This is a genomic window from Pseudomonas sp. R11F, assembly GCF_050312575.1.
GTDB classification, from domain to species: domain Bacteria; phylum Pseudomonadota; class Gammaproteobacteria; order Pseudomonadales; family Pseudomonadaceae; genus Aquipseudomonas; species Aquipseudomonas palleroniana.
Genome location: NZ_JBNPJU010000050.1, coordinates 1 through 15,135, shown reverse-complemented (window position 1 = coordinate 15,135; position 15,135 = coordinate 1). Strand labels below are relative to the sequence as shown.

9 protein-coding genes are annotated in these 15,135 nt (G+C 62.4%); 1 reads left to right on the top strand and 8 read right to left on the bottom strand.

Features of this window, described 5'->3' with window-relative positions:
• Positions 1-68: 68 nt before the first annotated feature.
• The 7 genes from astE to ACQRBV_RS14445 all read right to left on the bottom strand — a co-directional run bounded on the left by astE (position 69) and on the right by ACQRBV_RS14445 (position 7,814).
• The gene (gene astE, locus ACQRBV_RS14475; RefSeq protein ID WP_060757327.1) at positions 69-1,073 is read right to left on the bottom strand and encodes a succinylglutamate desuccinylase; all 1,005 of its coding nucleotides are present in this window, start codon (positions 1,071-1,073) and stop codon (positions 69-71) included.
• 11 nt (positions 1,074-1,084) lie between these two features.
• A complete protein-coding gene (locus tag ACQRBV_RS14470) occupies positions 1,085-1,375 on the bottom strand; it encodes a hypothetical protein (RefSeq protein ID WP_060757326.1) in 291 nt (96 codons plus the stop codon).
• A 23-nt stretch (positions 1,376-1,398) separates the two neighbouring features.
• A complete protein-coding gene (gene astB, locus ACQRBV_RS14465) occupies positions 1,399-2,745 on the bottom strand; it encodes an N-succinylarginine dihydrolase (RefSeq protein WP_060757325.1) in 1,347 nt (448 codons plus the stop codon).
• Between the two features lie 156 nt (positions 2,746-2,901).
• Positions 2,902-4,371 carry a succinylglutamate-semialdehyde dehydrogenase gene (gene astD, locus ACQRBV_RS14460; RefSeq protein ID WP_198761769.1) on the bottom strand — a complete coding sequence of 490 codons (1,470 nt, stop codon included), beginning with the start codon at positions 4,369-4,371 and terminating at the stop codon, positions 2,902-2,904.
• Positions 4,368-5,393, bottom strand: a complete 1,026-nt coding sequence (gene astA / locus ACQRBV_RS14455) for an arginine N-succinyltransferase (RefSeq protein ID WP_060757323.1) — start codon at positions 5,391-5,393, stop codon at positions 4,368-4,370. The genes astD and astA overlap by 4 nt, the downstream gene beginning before the upstream one ends.
• 61 nt (positions 5,394-5,454) lie before the next feature.
• Positions 5,455-6,474 carry an arginine/ornithine succinyltransferase subunit alpha gene (gene aruF / locus ACQRBV_RS14450; protein WP_060757322.1) on the bottom strand — a complete coding sequence of 340 codons (1,020 nt, stop codon included), beginning with the start codon at positions 6,472-6,474 and terminating at the stop codon, positions 5,455-5,457.
• 119 nt (positions 6,475-6,593) lie between these two features.
• Positions 6,594-7,814, bottom strand: a complete 1,221-nt coding sequence (locus tag ACQRBV_RS14445) for an aspartate aminotransferase family protein (protein WP_411985872.1) — start codon at positions 7,812-7,814, stop codon at positions 6,594-6,596.
• 284 nt (positions 7,815-8,098) lie between these two features.
• Here ACQRBV_RS14445 and ACQRBV_RS14440 point away from each other — a divergent pair, with 284 nt between their 5' ends.
• Positions 8,099-13,972: a dermonecrotic toxin domain-containing protein gene (locus ACQRBV_RS14440; protein WP_411985873.1), complete on the top strand. Its 5,874-nt coding sequence runs from the start codon at positions 8,099-8,101 to the stop codon at positions 13,970-13,972.
• A 33-nt stretch (positions 13,973-14,005) separates the two neighbouring features.
• Here the strand turns inward: ACQRBV_RS14440 and argR are convergent, their stop codons facing one another.
• The gene (gene argR / locus ACQRBV_RS14435; RefSeq protein WP_060757319.1) at positions 14,006-14,986 is read right to left on the bottom strand and encodes a transcriptional regulator ArgR; all 981 of its coding nucleotides are present in this window, start codon (positions 14,984-14,986) and stop codon (positions 14,006-14,008) included.
• Between the last annotated feature and the right edge of the window lie 149 nt (positions 14,987-15,135).

Genomic DNA, 15,135 nt, shown 5'->3' with positions numbered 1-15,135 from the left:
AGTTGACTGTCACACTGCCATCGGGAGCAAGCCCCCTCCCACATTTGGATCCTGGTATGCCTTGAGACCTATATCAGGCCCGCATCCGTCGTCGGCACAATCAATATCCCCGCGCGCAAACCATTCTTCACCTTCGGGTTGGGGAAGATGATGCGTGCACCCTCCTCCTCGATCACCCAGCGGGTCTTGGCCACGTCTTCGGCCAGCAGGTAGCCCTTTTCCAGCTCCGAAAAATTTTCCACGTCTGCCGGCAGGTGCAGCAGGAAAGCGTCGCTGTGCTTGATCACTTCACGCGCAACGGCGAACAGTTTCAGGCCGTCGAGGCTGTCGGTCTCGGGCTCGGTGCCTTCGATGATGTGCTTGAGGCGAGCTTCCAGGCGCGACACATCCACGCCGTCGTTCTGCCCGAACGGCCGCGCCTTGCCCAGCTCCAGGGTGAACGCCTCGGCGCCCAGTTGCTCATAGGTAAAAGCAGAGAAGGTAATCGAGGTCTTGTTCTGCATCAGCACCGCTTCCATGCCGGCCGCACGCAGGCGCGCAAGCTCACGACGCGAATGCTGGCGCCCCTCCTTCCAGGGGTACAGGGCGAATTGCTCGATCTTCGAACCCCGAATCGCCGTATGCAAGTCGTAATGCAGGCGCGAACGGCCTGGCTGGCTGAAGAAGCTGCGGGCCAGTTGCTCAAGTTCAGCGGCACGCATGGCTTCAGGGCCGATATTTTTTTCATGACGGCCGTTGAACAGCCGGTTGATGTCCAGTTCGAGGTAACGCTCACCGCGACGCATCGCCTCGGGGTTGCCGAACAGGAACAGAATACGGTTGCGGGGTTTGATCTCCCCACGGGCGATGCCATGCAACAGGCGGTCGAGCAGTTCGATCGGCGCGGTTTCGTTGCCATGGATGCCGGACGACAGCAGCAGGTCGCTGCCGTTGTCCTTCGCTTCAGGCGGGCGGACTTCAAGTGCGCCCTCGCTGAGCCAGCGCATCTGCACGCCGTCGACAGTCAGTTGAATTTTTTGCGCCGGTTCGCGACCGGCGAGGGTCAGTTCAAGCAGTTTGCCGAGGGCGAGCATAAGCAGCTTCCTTAGTGGTTGCAGCCAGGACCGTGGACGTGATCGTCGTCATCGCCGTCGACGTCGGCCGGCTCCATTTCCAGTTGCAGGCTCATCAGGTTGGTGGCCAACGGGCGCATCAGCAGGTTGGCGTACTCGGCGTCGCCTTCTTCCACATCCACGCCGATCAGCAGCTGGCCACGGCCGTCGTGCTGGATCCAGATCTCCTTGCCCTGCCACACCACGGCAACGCGGGTGCAGGAGGTTTCCAGCTGGGTGCCGTCGGTATCTTCAAGGATCAGTTTCAGGGTGTCGGTGGTCATAAATAACTCTCGGTGGTGCGGCGTTAATTGAGCTGGAAAGGATAAACCGAGCCCAGTTTAAGGATTTGCGTCAGTTCATCCAGTGCCGTCCGGCACTCAAGCAGCAATTGCGGGTCAGCCAGGTCGGATTCACGCAGGCTGTCGCGGTAGTGCTTGTCGACCCATTGGGTCAGCGTGCCGTACAACGGTGCCGTCATGATAACGCCTGGATTCACCGCCGCCAGTTCCGTTTCATTCAAGGCCACCCGCAAGCGCAGGCACGCCGGGCCACCGCCGTTCTGCATGCTTTGCTTGAGGTCGAAGACTTTCACTTCGCGGATCAACCCACCGGACGCGGTCAAGCCTTGCAGGTACTGCCAGACGCGTTCGTTGGCGCGGCACTCTTCCGGCACGATCAGCAGCATCGAGCCGTCGGCGCGGCTCAGCAATTGGCTGTTGAACAGGTAGGAGCGCACAGCATCCTCAACGCTGACCTGGGCCCGGGGTACGCACACCGATTGGAAATTGCCGCCCAGCTTGCCCAACTTGCCCTGCAACTCGGCCAGCATCTGTTCGGTATGGAGGAACGCGTCCTCGTGATAGAACAGCACCTCACCGTTGCCCACCGCGATCACGTCGTTGTGGAACACGCCGGCATCGATCACCGCCGGGTTCTGCTGAGCGTAGACCACGCCGTCATCGCTCAGGCCGTGCAGGCGCGCAACGGCTTGGGACGCTTCAAGCGTCTGGCGCGCCGGGTACTTCTGCGGCGCCGGGTAACGGGTGTCGAACGCACTGCGGCCGAACACAAAGAATTCAACGCCCGCCTCGCCGTACTCGCGGCAGAAGCGCGTGTGGTTGGCCGCGCCTTCATCGCCGAATTGCGCCACTGCCGGCAACGCCGAGTGGTGGGCGAAGTGTTTGGCATCGGCAAACATCGCCCCCAGCACGCGGCTGGTGGTCGGGTGTTCGATACTGCGATGGTATTTGCAGTTGAGGTTGGCGGCGGTGAAATGTACGCGGCCATCGGCCGTATCGGCGCTCGGGCTGACCGTGGCGGCGTTGGCCACCCACATGCTCGACGCGGAGCAGCTTGCGACCAACAACGGCATCGCCTGCTTGGCCGCCTGCTGGATCACTTGCGCATCGGTACCGCTGAAGCCCAGGTTGCGCAAGGCCGCCACGTCAGGGCGCTCCTGTGGCGCCAGCACGCCCTGCACAAAGCCCATGTCCATCAGCGCCTTCATTTTCTGCAGGCCCTGCAACGCCGCTTCCTTCGGGTTCGAAGACTGCTGGCTGTTGCTCTGGGACGCGACGTTGCCGTAGGACAAACCGCCGTAGTTATGGGTCGGCCCCACTAGACCGTCAAAATTGACTTCATAGGATTTCATCGGCGAGGCTCCACGAACATCTGTTTTTATAGGCATCAAATTACTTGAACACACCACAAATCAAGTGTGGGAGCGGGCTTGCTCGCGAATGGGGTGGTTCAGTCACCTGAGATGTCGAATGACACACCGCTTTCGCGAGCCAGCCCGCTCCCACATTTAGATAAGCGTAATCCCTGGCGTCAGGGTTGCCGGGACCACCAGGCTCGGGGTCTCAAGCGATGCCACCGGGTACGCACAATAATCCGCCGCGTAATACGCACTGGCGCGATGATTGCCCGAAGCCCCTACCCCGCCGAACGGCGCCGTGCTGGCGGCACCGGTCAGTTGCTTGTTCCAGTTGACGATACCGGCGCGGCTCTCCAGCCAGAACTGCTGGTAACGCGCCTCGGAATCGGACAACAAGCCCGCGGCCAGGCCGTACTGGGTGTTGTTGGCCTCGGCAATCGCCGCGGCGAAATCAGCGTAGCGGATCACCTGCAACAACGGGCCGAACAGTTCCTCGTCCTCGCGCTCGGTCACGCCCGTCACGTCGATGATGCCCGGCGTCAGCAAAGCGGCTTGATCCTGCGGCTGGGTCATTTCCAACAGCGCCACGGCGCCATTGGCCAACATCAGCGCCTGGGCGTCCATCAAGGCCTTGGCCGCGCCGAGGGAAATCACCGAGCCCATGAACGGCGCCGGTTGCTGGTCGAACGCGCCGACCTCGATGCTCGAAGCGACCGCCACCAGGCGCGCCAGCAACGCGTCACCCCAGGCACCTTGCGGCACCAGCAAGCGGCGAGCACAGGTGCAGCGCTGGCCGGCGGAGATAAACGCTGACTGGATTATGGTGTAGACCGCCGCATCCACATCGGCCACTTCGTCCACCACCAGTGGGTTATTACCGCCCATTTCCAGGGCCAGGATCTTGTCCGGGCGCCCTGCGAACTGCTGGTGCAGGTGGTTGCCGGTACGGCTGGAACCGGTGAAGAACAACCCGTCGATACCGGGGTTGGCAGCCAAGGCAATACCGGTTTCCCGTGCGCCCTGCAGCAGGTTCAGCACGCCCGCCGGCAAACCGGCTTCAATCCAGCATTGCACGGTCAGCTCGGCGACTTTCGGGGTCAGCTCGCTTGGCTTGAACAATACGGTGTTACCCGCCAGCAAAGCCGGCACGATATGCCCGTTCGGCAAGTGACCGGGGAAGTTGTAAGGGCCGAACACCGCCACCACGCCGTGAGGCTTGTGGCGCAACACGGCAGTGGCGTCGCCCAGCGGGCCGCTCTTCTCGCCGGTACGCTCGCGGTAGCTCTGCACCGAAATCGCAATCTTGTTGGCCATGCTGGTGACTTCAGTCGCCGATTCCCACAGCGGCTTGCCGGTTTCTTCACCGATGCAGCGGGCGATTTCATCGGCACGACGCTTCAGGGTGGCCGCGAAGGTTTCCAGCACGCCGATGCGCTCTTCCAGCGGGCGCCTGGCCCACTCCGGGAATGCCTGGCGCGCAGCCTGCACGGCGGACTCGACCTGCTCAGCGGTGGCGCCATTGCCGGCCCACAGCACTTGCTGCGTCACCGGGTTGCGCGACTCAAACAGCTCACCCTGGCCGGCCAGCCAGCTACCTGCGATATACAGCGAATTCATTATTTCGACTCCCGAGCAGCGGACAACGGTACGGCGCGCACTTGATCACCCACGACCAGTTGCAGGCGCTTGGCGGTTTGTGGATCGACCACCAGGGTGCCTGCGGCCAAGCGGGCCGGTGCGGCGGTGATGCGGCAATCCTCGCGTTTGCGGTTATGAATCAGGAAAGGCGTGGCGTCGTCCCCTGGCGTGCCGATGGCCAACACCAGCGACTGGCTGTCACGCACCGCACGGATCTTGCTGGTTTCACACTCCACCGCCGGGCCGGCGTCGAAGATGTCGACGTAACCCTGGTAGCTGAAACCTTCGCTCTTGAGCATGCTCAATGCAGGCTCGGTATCCGGATGGACCTTGCCGATCACATTGCGTGCGTCTTCGGACAGGAAGCAGCTGTACAGCGGAAACTTCGGCATCAACTCAGCAATGAACGCCTTGTTGCCCACGCCCGTCAGGTAATCGGCCTGGCTGAATTCCATCTTGAAGAAATGCCGGCCCAGACTCTCCCAGAACGGCGAGCGCCCGGCATCGTTGGACACGCCACGCATCTCGGCGATGATCTTGTTGCCAAACAGTTGCGGGAATTCGGCGATAAACAGCAGGCGCGCCTTGGCCAGCATGCGGCCGTTGAGGCCGGTGCGGTAATCGGCGTGCAAAAACAGCGAGCACAGTTCGGAATTACCGGTAAGGTCGTTGGCCAGGAACAGCGTTGGAATCTCGCGGTAGATATTCAACTCCTGGGAGGCGCTGACGGTCAGGCCGACCCGGAAGTTGTACCAGGGCTCGCGCAGGCCGACGGCGCCGGCAATGGCGGAAATGCCCACCACGCGGCCTTCGTCGTTTTCCAGCACGAACAGGTAATCGGCATCGCCGCGCCCGGCGTCGCCGCGAAAGGTTTTTTCCGCCCAGCCAACCCGATGGGTCAGGCGCTCTTCGTTGGCCGGCAAGGTGGTCAGACCGGTGCCGGTGCTGCGTGCCAGATCAATCAGGGCCGGTAAATCGCTGCTGCGTACGGGACGAACGATCATGCTATCTCCTCGAACGGGCCGCCGTTGTCAGCCACCCGCGAAACTCTGTTTAAACCGGCTCTCAAACCGCAACGAGGCGCACGCTCGCGCCCTCGCCAACACCCAGGGCTTCGGCTGCCGCCAGGTCCAGGGTCACCGGTTTGCCGGGCGCGTAGTCCAACTCCAGCATCACCGCGCGGTAATCCTGCAACTGCGCATTACTCACCAGGTACTGGCGGCCGACCCCCTTGGCCATCTCGCCGATCTTGACCGGCACCACACGGCTCTGGGCGATGGAACGAATGCCCGAAACCCGCGCATGCAACGTCGGGCCGCCGTCGAAGATGTCGATGTAATGATCGGTCTCGAAGCCTTCGCGCATCAGGATGTCGAACGTGATCTGCGCACGCGGGTGCACCTGGCCCATGGCCTCCTGGGCTTCGTCCGGCAGCAATGGCACGTAGATCGGGTAGTGCGGCATCAGCTCGGCCAGGAAGGTGCGGCTTTTAAGCCCGCACAGGCGCTCGGCGGCGGCGTAATTGAGATCGAAGAAGTTGCGCCCGATGGCGTCCCAGAACGGCGAGTCACCGTGTTCGTCGCTGTAGCCGACAATTTCGGTCACCACCGAGTCGGCAAAGCGCTCGGGATGGCTGGCGACGAACAGCAGGCGGCCACGGGAATTGAGTTCCGACCACGGCGAACCGACCAGCTCCGGCACCACGTAGAAACTGGTGAGCAGGCTGTTGCCGGTGAGGTCGTGGCACTGGGAAAGCACGTGGATCTTGTTGTGGATCTTTAGCTCGCGCGAGGCGTGAACGAAGGTCTCATTACGAAAGCTGTAGAACGGCTCGGAATAACCCGCCGAGGCGACGATGGCCGAGCAGCCGGCGAGCTTGCCGGTCTCGGTGTCTTCCAGCACGAAGAAATAGCTCTCTTCACCGTTGAAACTTACCTCGGCCGCGAAGGACGCTTCGCTGGCGGCGATCTTGTCGCTCAGGCGTTCCACATCGTCCGGCAAGGAGGTGACACCAATCGGGCTGTCCGCAGCCAGACGCTGTACCTCGCCCAGATCAGCCATTTGCGCGGGGCGCATCACCAGCATGGTGTCACTCCTTAACTCGAAAAACTCATAGGAAAAAAATACCGGACAGGTCCGGCTTCAACACAGGTCAACAGGTGGGAGGGGGTTGCCCCCTCCCACATTGGCTCCGGTTCAGCCAATCAGGCTTGGGTCAGCGTTTTTACCGCTCGCTCGAAACGATCCAGGCCTTCCTGGATGTCGGCTTCTTCCACCACCAGGCTCGGGGCGAAACGCACCACGTCAGGGCCAGCTTGCAGGATCATCAGGTTTTCTTTCTCGGCCGCGTTGAACACGTCCTTGGCCTTGCCCTTGAAAGCCTCGCTCAGTACGCAACCGAGCAGCAGGCCCATGCCACGCACTTCGGTGAAGATGCCGTACTGCTTGCCGATCTGCTCCAGGCGTGCCTTGAACAGCGCATGCTTGGCGTTCACACCGGCCAGCACTTGCGGGGTGTTGATCACATCGATCACCGCTTCCGCCACTGCGCACGCCAGCGGGTTGCCGCCGTAGGTGGTGCCGTGGGTACCGACCACCAGATGCTTGGCCAGCGCTTCGGTGGTGAGCATCGCCGCGATCGGGAACCCACCGCCCAGGCTCTTGGCGCTGGAGAGGATGTCCGGCGTCACGCCGTAATGCTGGTAAGCGAACAGATGGCCGCTGCGGCCCATGCCGGTTTGCACTTCGTCGAAGACCAGCAGTGCGTTGTGCGCGTCGCACAACTCGCGTGCGCCTTGCAGGTAAGCCAGCTCGGCCGGCAATACGCCGCCTTCGCCCTGGACCGGTTCCAGCACCACGGCGCAGGTCTTGTCCGAAACAGCGGCTTTCAGCGCGGCCAGGTCGTTGTAAGGCACGTGGGTGATGCCGGTGATCTTGGGGCCGAAACCATCGGAGTACTTGGACTGGCCACCGACGTTGACCGTGAACAGGGTACGGCCGTGGAAGCTGTTCAGCGCAGCGATGATCTCGTATTTTTCGCTGCCGAACCGGTCGAACGCGACGCGACGTGCCAGCTTGAACGCGGCCTCGTTGGCCTCGGCGCCGGAGTTGCAGAAGAACACGCGCTCGGCAAAGGTGGCATCGATCAACTTATGCGCCAGGCGCAGGGCCGGCTCATTGGTGAAAACGTTGGAGACGTGCCAAAGCTTGTTGGCCTGTTCGGTCAGCGCACCGACCAGCGCCGGGTGGGCGTGGCCCAATACGTTGACCGCGATGCCACCGGCAAAGTCGATCAGCTCGCGACCCGCCTGGTCCCACACGCGCGAACCTTCGCCACGCACAGGAATGAATGCGGCCGGTGCGTAGTTAGGCACCATGACCTGGTCGAAATCGGCACGTTGCACCGGGGCTTGCTCAACGGACATCGGAGTCTCCTGAAGAGGAACGCCTGCCTGAAACTGGCGGGCGATGCAGGGATTGTAAGGACAGTTTTCAGTAGGGCCTTGTCGCCAAGCGACAACTTCTTATAGCGCCAACCCCCGATTTTCGAGGGTTTACGTCAATGCGACAAATAGCGTCGCAATGGCGCAGTTTAAACCGCCCGGCGTGTTTGCGTCAGGGTCAATGGCCGCTCTAATTATCTAGGGCCAAGTGCTCCACACCGGCTGATTTACTGGTGCCCTTTCCATGGCACCAAGAGATTCGCCCCATGAGTACTCCTCCCGAGAGCCATTACGAACGCCTGAAAAATGCTATGCCCCAGTGGCTGGGCCAGGCGAGCGCGGCCAAACATCAGGCTCTGCGCCAAGCCAAGCCGCACCTGGGCAAACCCTTGCAGGCGGCCACAGCCCGACAACAAGCCTTGTTCAAACAAGCCACTGCCCACCATTGGCGCGCACAGAACACCGTCGATGACGCGCTGAAAAACCTGCGAGATCCCAAGGCCTACGCCAGGCCCCTGCTGCAAAACCTGCTGCGTCAACGCTTCGCGCTGAACTTGGACGTCGATGAGGTGTTCATCCGCCTCTATATCCCGCTGACCATTCCCTGGTTTGCGATCCGCTCTGGAGCGGCGCGCACCTGGACGGTGTCACTGCTCGATGCAGCGTTGCATAACTTCGATTACAAGGAAGCAGATGCAGGTTTCTACGAGCCCGACTCGACATTTATCAGCCGCCCCTCGGCCACCGGCCAATTCACCACCCTGCCCCATATCCGCGACGTCATGTCGATCAACGCGTTTGTGCGCCTGTGCCGCGAGTTGAACCTCGGCGCCACATACGCGCACCACCTGCGCAACGCGCTGGGGTTGAACACTCCGAGCGCCGGCAACAGCCTGGCGCTGAAAGTCGATACCAGCCAGCGCGCGGCCTTGCGCGCCGCACTGCAACTGGCGGACATCCGCGGCGACATCAAGCCGGACTTCGCCCAGGTGATCAGCGCCATGCTCGAAGGCGCCCCGCGCCTGAGCCTTGGGCAACTGCCGGTGCTCTGCCATACGTTCACCCTGTTGCAGACGCCACTGTGCGGCATCCTGCTGTTCGCTCCGGACCTGGAGCAGGCGCGCAGCTCACAACGGATCGTCGCCTACGTGCCGGACGATCCGCAGCACCCACTCAAGGAATACACCTCGCCCCTGGAGTTCAAACGCGAGCTGACCCGCCAACTGCGTAACGAGGACTACCAACTGTTCTTCAGCCGCTTTGTGCCCCATGAGCGTCTCGGTGTTTTTTTCTCCGGCCTGAGCCAGCGCCTGTCGAGCATCAACTGGCACCCACCGGAACCCGGCGCCAAGCATGGCATGTGGCGCAAAGAACCCACCCTCGACCCCAAACTGCAATTTGTCGCAACGCCCATTCCCGACGAGCCTTGGCGTTATCTGTATCGGCAGAAACTCAACAAGATCCTCAATGACGCACGCTCCCAGGCCGTCTCCACCGCCAACGCCGACAGTCAGGCACGCTGGGCCTTGTGGGACTCCTTCGTGGATATCGCCTCAACAATTCTCAACGTCGCACTGCTGGTGGTCACGCCGTTCATTCCCGGGCTGGGCGAATTGATGATGGGGTACATGGCCTATCAACTGCTCACGGACGTCTTCGAAGGCGTGATCGACTGGGCCGAAGGGCTGACGGACGAAGCGCTCACCCACCTGGTCAACGTGGTGCAATCCATTGCGCAATTGGGCGTATTTGCAGCAGGTAGCAGCCTCGCCGGCATCGCGATGGACAAACTGTTATCGGCCGAACAACGGGCCTTCATCGAGCGCTTCAAACCCGTGAGCCTGGCTGATCGTAGCCAGCGCTACTGGCAACCAGACCTCGGCCCGTACCAGCAACACCTCGACATCGCCCCGACGCTGAGCACCGATGAAAAAGGCCTGTACCCTGTGCGCGGTGAGTCAGTGCTGCCCCTGGAGGGCCGGCACTATAAGGTCGAGCCCGCCGACGACGGCCATTACGCAATCAAACACCCGACCCGCGCCGACGCCTATCGCCCCAGGCTGCGGCACAACGGGTCCGGGGCATGGCACACCGAACTCGAACAGCCCCTGGCATGGGATCGCAAGACTCTGTTGCGGCGCCTCGGCCCCATCGCGCAAGGCTTGAGCGAAACCGACTGCGAGCAAGCCTTGCGCATCAGTGGTGTCAGCGAAGACACCCTGCGCAAGATGCATCACAACAGCGAGCCCATCCCGCCCATGCTTGAGGACACCCTGGTGCGGCTGCGCATCGACCGTGAGATCCAACAGTTGATCCAGCGCCTGCGCAGCGATGACCCGGCGCAGTACAACGCCATCGACCCTCAAGAGCAACTGCACTTGATGACCAGCTTCGGTTACTGGCCCAAGGACAAGACTCTGCAACTGCTGAACGCCCGCAACGAAGTGGTCTGGCAGATGGGTGAAAGCGATCAGCCGCTGGTGCAGATTCACGAAGCGCAACTGCAAAAGGGTGACTGGCTCAAAACCGTATTGCAGGCCCTGAGCCCCGAGGAACTCAGCCGCCAGTTCGGCGAACGCACCGGCGACCCACAATTGAGCCTGGAGGCCCGCACCCGACACCTGCGCAAAGCCCTCGCCGATATCGCCGAGCGCAAGCGTGCATCGCTGTTCGAATCACGTTACGGCCCCTCGCAGACCGCCAACCACCCAGCGGCCCAGCGCATCCTGGACACCTCGCCCGACCTGCCCGCCAGCGTCGCCCACCACCTGCTGCGCCAGGCCAGCGGCGCGGAACTTGCCCAACTGGACGCCCGCCGTGTCCCGCCACGCCTGGCCGACCTGGCTCGTGCGGCGCTGGACGAGGTACGCGTGACCCGCGCCTACGAAGGCCAGCAACTGGACAGCGTGCAGACCATCGACAGCGACCGCCTGGCCCTGAACGCTCTGCGGCTGCTGCCCGGTTGGTCGGACCAGGTGCGCCTGGCGGCGCGCCATGATTCACCCCGCGGTTCGATCTGGAACGAGGTAGGCGTCGAGGACGCGCCGTTGCGCCGCACATTGGTACGCCGGGATAACGGCCGTTATGTCGCCTATGACGACGACACAGCGCTGTGCGCTGAAACCGACCTGTACAGCGCCATCCTGCACGCCTTGCCCGATCGCCAGCGCGAGGCGCTGGGCATTCAGATTGACCAGGGCGCCGAATTGCAGCAGCGTTTGCGTCGACATCCACTGGCACGCAATGAAGTACGCCGGGTCCTGGCCAGCGGCGCCCCCAAGGAGCCATCGACCGACACCCTCAAGCACCTTGGCAGTGACGATGGTTATCGCGCACATACCCCAAGCCCGAACGCCCCGCTGCTGTACCCGCGCGCCCGGGCACTGTATCCAGCGTTGAGCGACGAGCAGATCGGCGCCCTGCTCGAACACCTGCAAAGGCAGCCCGGCGGTGCATCAGTGCGGCTCACGGCGCTCACCGAGGAATATCAGCAATTGGAAACCGAGCTGCACAGCTGGCAGCAAACGGTGCCCACCGAACATCCGCAAACCGGTGTCGCGCTCACGCCGCGCGAGCAAGCCTACGAACGCCAGAATCGCCAGCGCATCGCGCAATTACTCAAGCGTTGCTGGCGCCGAGGCACCGAGCTCGACGATTACTTCGAAGACCCGAGCCGGGACGGCTATATGTTGCGCCTGGATTTTCCGATCATCGGCGAGCTGCCCACACTGAATGCCAATTTCGAACATGTGTCGTTGCTGTCCATCAGCGGCAACGAAGGCACCCAAGGCGTGACCGCCTTTATCAACCAGTTTCCACGGCTGCGGCACCTGGAAGTCAAAGACGTCCCCATGGACGATCTGCCGCCTCAACTCAGCAGCCTGCCTCACCTCAACACCCTGGGGCTGTCCAACTGCAACATCACCCTCACGCCTGCCAGCCATGCCCGCCTGGCGAGCATGAGCCACTTGCAGACGCTGTCACTCAACGGCAACCCCCTGGGCCTGACACCCAGCGTCGAGGCGATGCCGGAGTTGGTGGCCCTGGACCTTGCCGACACCGGTATCGACCGCCTGCCGCCCGGCTTGCTGACCCGCCCGGAGATGCAGGCCGCGCTGTTGAACGGCAACCAGATCCGCGACGTACCCGCCGCGCTGTTCGAACTGCCTCCTGAGGCCAGCGTGCACTACGATCTTTCCGACAACCCGCTGTCACGGGCGAACCTGGAGCAGGTCAAGGAGTACTACCAACGCCACGGCACGTTCTGGGAGGTCGATGCCATGCCCGTCGACCTGCAAGATACACAACGGCTTTACCCGTCGATGGACAAGGACGAAGCCACACGCTTCATCTATTCACTCCCCGGCGATATTGAGGCGGGCAAACGCGAGCTGGCGCGCCTGGCTGGAGAACTGGAAACCTTGCAGCAGGAGCTGGGCGCCTGGTCACAGGCCCCCGACCTGACCTCCCTGGAACTGGCCCGCAGAATGGCGCTGCATGTGCAGCTGGAAAAAGCCTGGCGCCGCGAACCCGCCCAGGAAACCCGCCACGTTCGCACCCTCAACATCAGCCAGACCTTGGCCGGTGAATTGCCGCGCCTGAGTGCACGGTTCAAGCACATAGGCTCGTTGATCATGCACGGCAACGGTGGCCCGATGGACGTCGGCGAGTTTCTCCAAAGCTTTCCGGCCCTGGATATCCTCGACATCGAACACGCGACGCTGGAGGACATCCCGCCGCGTATCTTCGAGCTGGAAACACTGACTTTCCTGGGCCTGCCGGACTGCTCGCTCAAGCTCAGCGACACCAGCCGTGCGGCCCTGCAAAACATGAACCGCCTGGAATATCTGGACCTCAGCCAAAACCCCAACCTTGGGCAACTGCCGGAGTTCAAGGCGATGCCGGCACTGTCCAGCGTCCTGCTGAAAAACGTCGGCCTCACCCAAGTGCCCTCCGAACTGCTCGTCGACGTGCCCCGCAGCGCGGTCAACCTCAGCGACAACCAGATCACCGAGATGCCGGCGGCCGCTTTCACCCTGCGCGCCGAAGCCGCCAGCGCGTTCGACCTGTCCGGCAACCCGTTATCCAAAGTGACCCTGGAGCAGATCAAGAGCTACTGCCAGCGCACCCAGGAATCCTTCAATGCCACGGCTCCCGAAGCCGAGCGTGTGCGCCTGCAACAGCTATACCCGACGCTGGTCGAAAGCGAAGCGGATCGTTTTATCTTCCGCCTGCCCGGCGATATGGACGCGATCACCCCGACCCTGGCGCGCCTTGAAGCCGAGTATGCCCAGCTCAATACCGACCTCGATCAATGGGTGCTGGATGTGCCACAGCGCCATCCTGTCGACAACAGCCCGCTCGATGACGCCGCCCGCGCCCACCAACAATTGCTGCGCGACAATTTCAAAATGCTGGTAGAGCAAGCCTGGCGTCGCGAGAGTGCGGAGGATGAAGAGAGCCTGGTGGATGAGTTCACCCATTCATTACTGCTCGACACCCCGGTGATGGGTGAGCTGCCGTCACTGAGTGCGCGGTTCGAGCATGTGTCGTGGTTTGAATTGACGGGCAACGGCACTACCACCCAGGTTGACGGTACGCTGCGCTGTTTTCCGGCGCTGCAAACCCTGGCACTGAGCCAATGCCCGGTGGGCAGCCTGCCCGAACCGATCTTCAGCATGCCCAAGCTGGCCAGCCTGGAATTGACCCAATGCGGCATCCGCCTGACGCCGTTGTCAGCCCGCTCCTTCAACGACCTGGCGGCGCTGGAGTTCGTCGACATGAGCGATAACCCGCTGGGGGAAACCCCAGACGTCAGCAGCTTGCACAACCTGAGCTCGCTGCACCTGCGCAATGCCGGGCTCAAAGCGATGCCGGAGGGGGTTTTCCAGCTCAAGGCGTTGCACACGCTGGACTTGAGCGGCAACCAGATCGAAGACATCGGCGCGGGTTTGCTGGAGACCGATACGGTGTTTCATGAAGACAGCGACCTGAGTAACAACCCGCTGTCGGCACAGAGCCTGGCGTACCTGCGCGAGTATTACCAACGTACCGGCATTGACTTCAATGTGCCCCAGGCCACGCTGGATGAAACCGGCGCACCACTATCGCCCGCGCAGCCCCGGCCACAGGAGGAATAACCGCCCCTTCGGGCTAGCCAGGGTGAGCCGTGCTCAACCGCGTTCGGACGGTACCGAGGACAATTCGAACGGGCTGCTGCTGCGACGCTGGTTGCGGTCTTCACGCGGGGTCGCGCCGAAGAAGTTGCGGTAGGCGCTGGAGAAATGCGGCCCTGAGGAGAAACCGCACGACAGGCCGATCTGGATGATCGACTTGCTGGTTTGCATGAGCATCTGGCGGGCCTTGTTCAGGCGTAGTTCCAGGTAGTACTGGCTGGGGACACGATTGAGGTACTGCTTGAAGATGCGTTCGAGTTGTCGTCGCGACACGCAGACGTGCTGGGCAATTTCGTCAGTGGTCAGCGGCTCTTCGATATTGGCTTCCATCAACAGAACCGCCTGGGTCAGCTTGGGATGGCTGGAGCCCAGGCGGTTTTGCAGTGGGATACGCTGGCGCTCGCCGCCTTCGCGGATGCGCTCCACCACCAGTTCCTCGGACACCGCGCCGGCCAGTTCGGCGCCGTGGTCACGGGCCAGCACCGCCAGCAACAGGTCGAGCACCGACATGCCGCCACAGGCGGTCAGGCGGTCGCGGTCCCAGTCGAACAGATGGCTGGTGGCGATGACCTTGGGGAAGCGCTCGGCGAAATCATCCTGCCAGCGCCAATGCACGGCAGCGCGGTAACCGTCGAGCAGGCCGAGCTGGGCCAACGGGTAGACACCCGCCGACAAGCCGCCGATCACGCAGCCTGCGCGCACAAGCTGCTTGAGCGCCGTGCTCAGTTGAGAGGCGATCACCGTCGGCGGCTCGTCCGCCAGCAGGAACAGCTTCTGGAAACCTTCGAGCTTGCCCGCCCAAGCCTCGCCCGGCAATTGCCAGGCGCCGTCGGCAGCCGGTTCCGCGTGCAGGAACGACAGTTCGTAGACCACGTCCGGATGCACCCGTTGGGCAATACGCAAGGCCTCCTCAGCCAGCGCCAGCGTCAGTGCTTTTGTGCTGGGCCAGATCAGGAAACCAATTCGATGGGCAGTCATGGAAGGCTATCCGAAGCGAGTAACAATAATGAAGACAAGGGCCAATGCTAGCCCGGAAACGAACACAAATCTCAAAAACTGATGAAGATCAATGTGGGAGGGGGCTTGCTCCCGATGGCGGTGTGTCAGCCAACAGATTGGTATCTGAT

Excerpts from the sequence above, each read along its gene's own strand:
- aruF (WP_060757322.1), bottom strand. The coding sequence starts at position 6,474 with ATGCTGGTGATGCGCCCCGCGCAAATGGCTGATCTGGGCGAGGTACAG.
- ACQRBV_RS14470 (WP_060757326.1), bottom strand. The coding sequence starts at position 1,375 with ATGACCACCGACACCCTGAAACTGATCCTTGAAGATACCGACGGCACC.
- argR (WP_060757319.1), bottom strand. The coding sequence starts at position 14,986 with ATGACTGCCCATCGAATTGGTTTCCTGATCTGGCCCAGCACAAAAGCA.
- astE (WP_060757327.1), bottom strand. The coding sequence starts at position 1,073 with ATGCTCGCCCTCGGCAAACTGCTTGAACTGACCCTCGCCGGTCGCGAA.
- astA (WP_060757323.1), bottom strand. The coding sequence starts at position 5,393 with ATGATCGTTCGTCCCGTACGCAGCAGCGATTTACCGGCCCTGATTGAT.
- ACQRBV_RS14440 (WP_411985873.1), top strand. The coding sequence starts at position 8,099 with ATGAGTACTCCTCCCGAGAGCCATTACGAACGCCTGAAAAATGCTATG.
- astB (WP_060757325.1), bottom strand. The coding sequence starts at position 2,745 with ATGAAATCCTATGAAGTCAATTTTGACGGTCTAGTGGGGCCGACCCAT.
- ACQRBV_RS14445 (WP_411985872.1), bottom strand. The coding sequence starts at position 7,814 with ATGTCCGTTGAGCAAGCCCCGGTGCAACGTGCCGATTTCGACCAGGTC.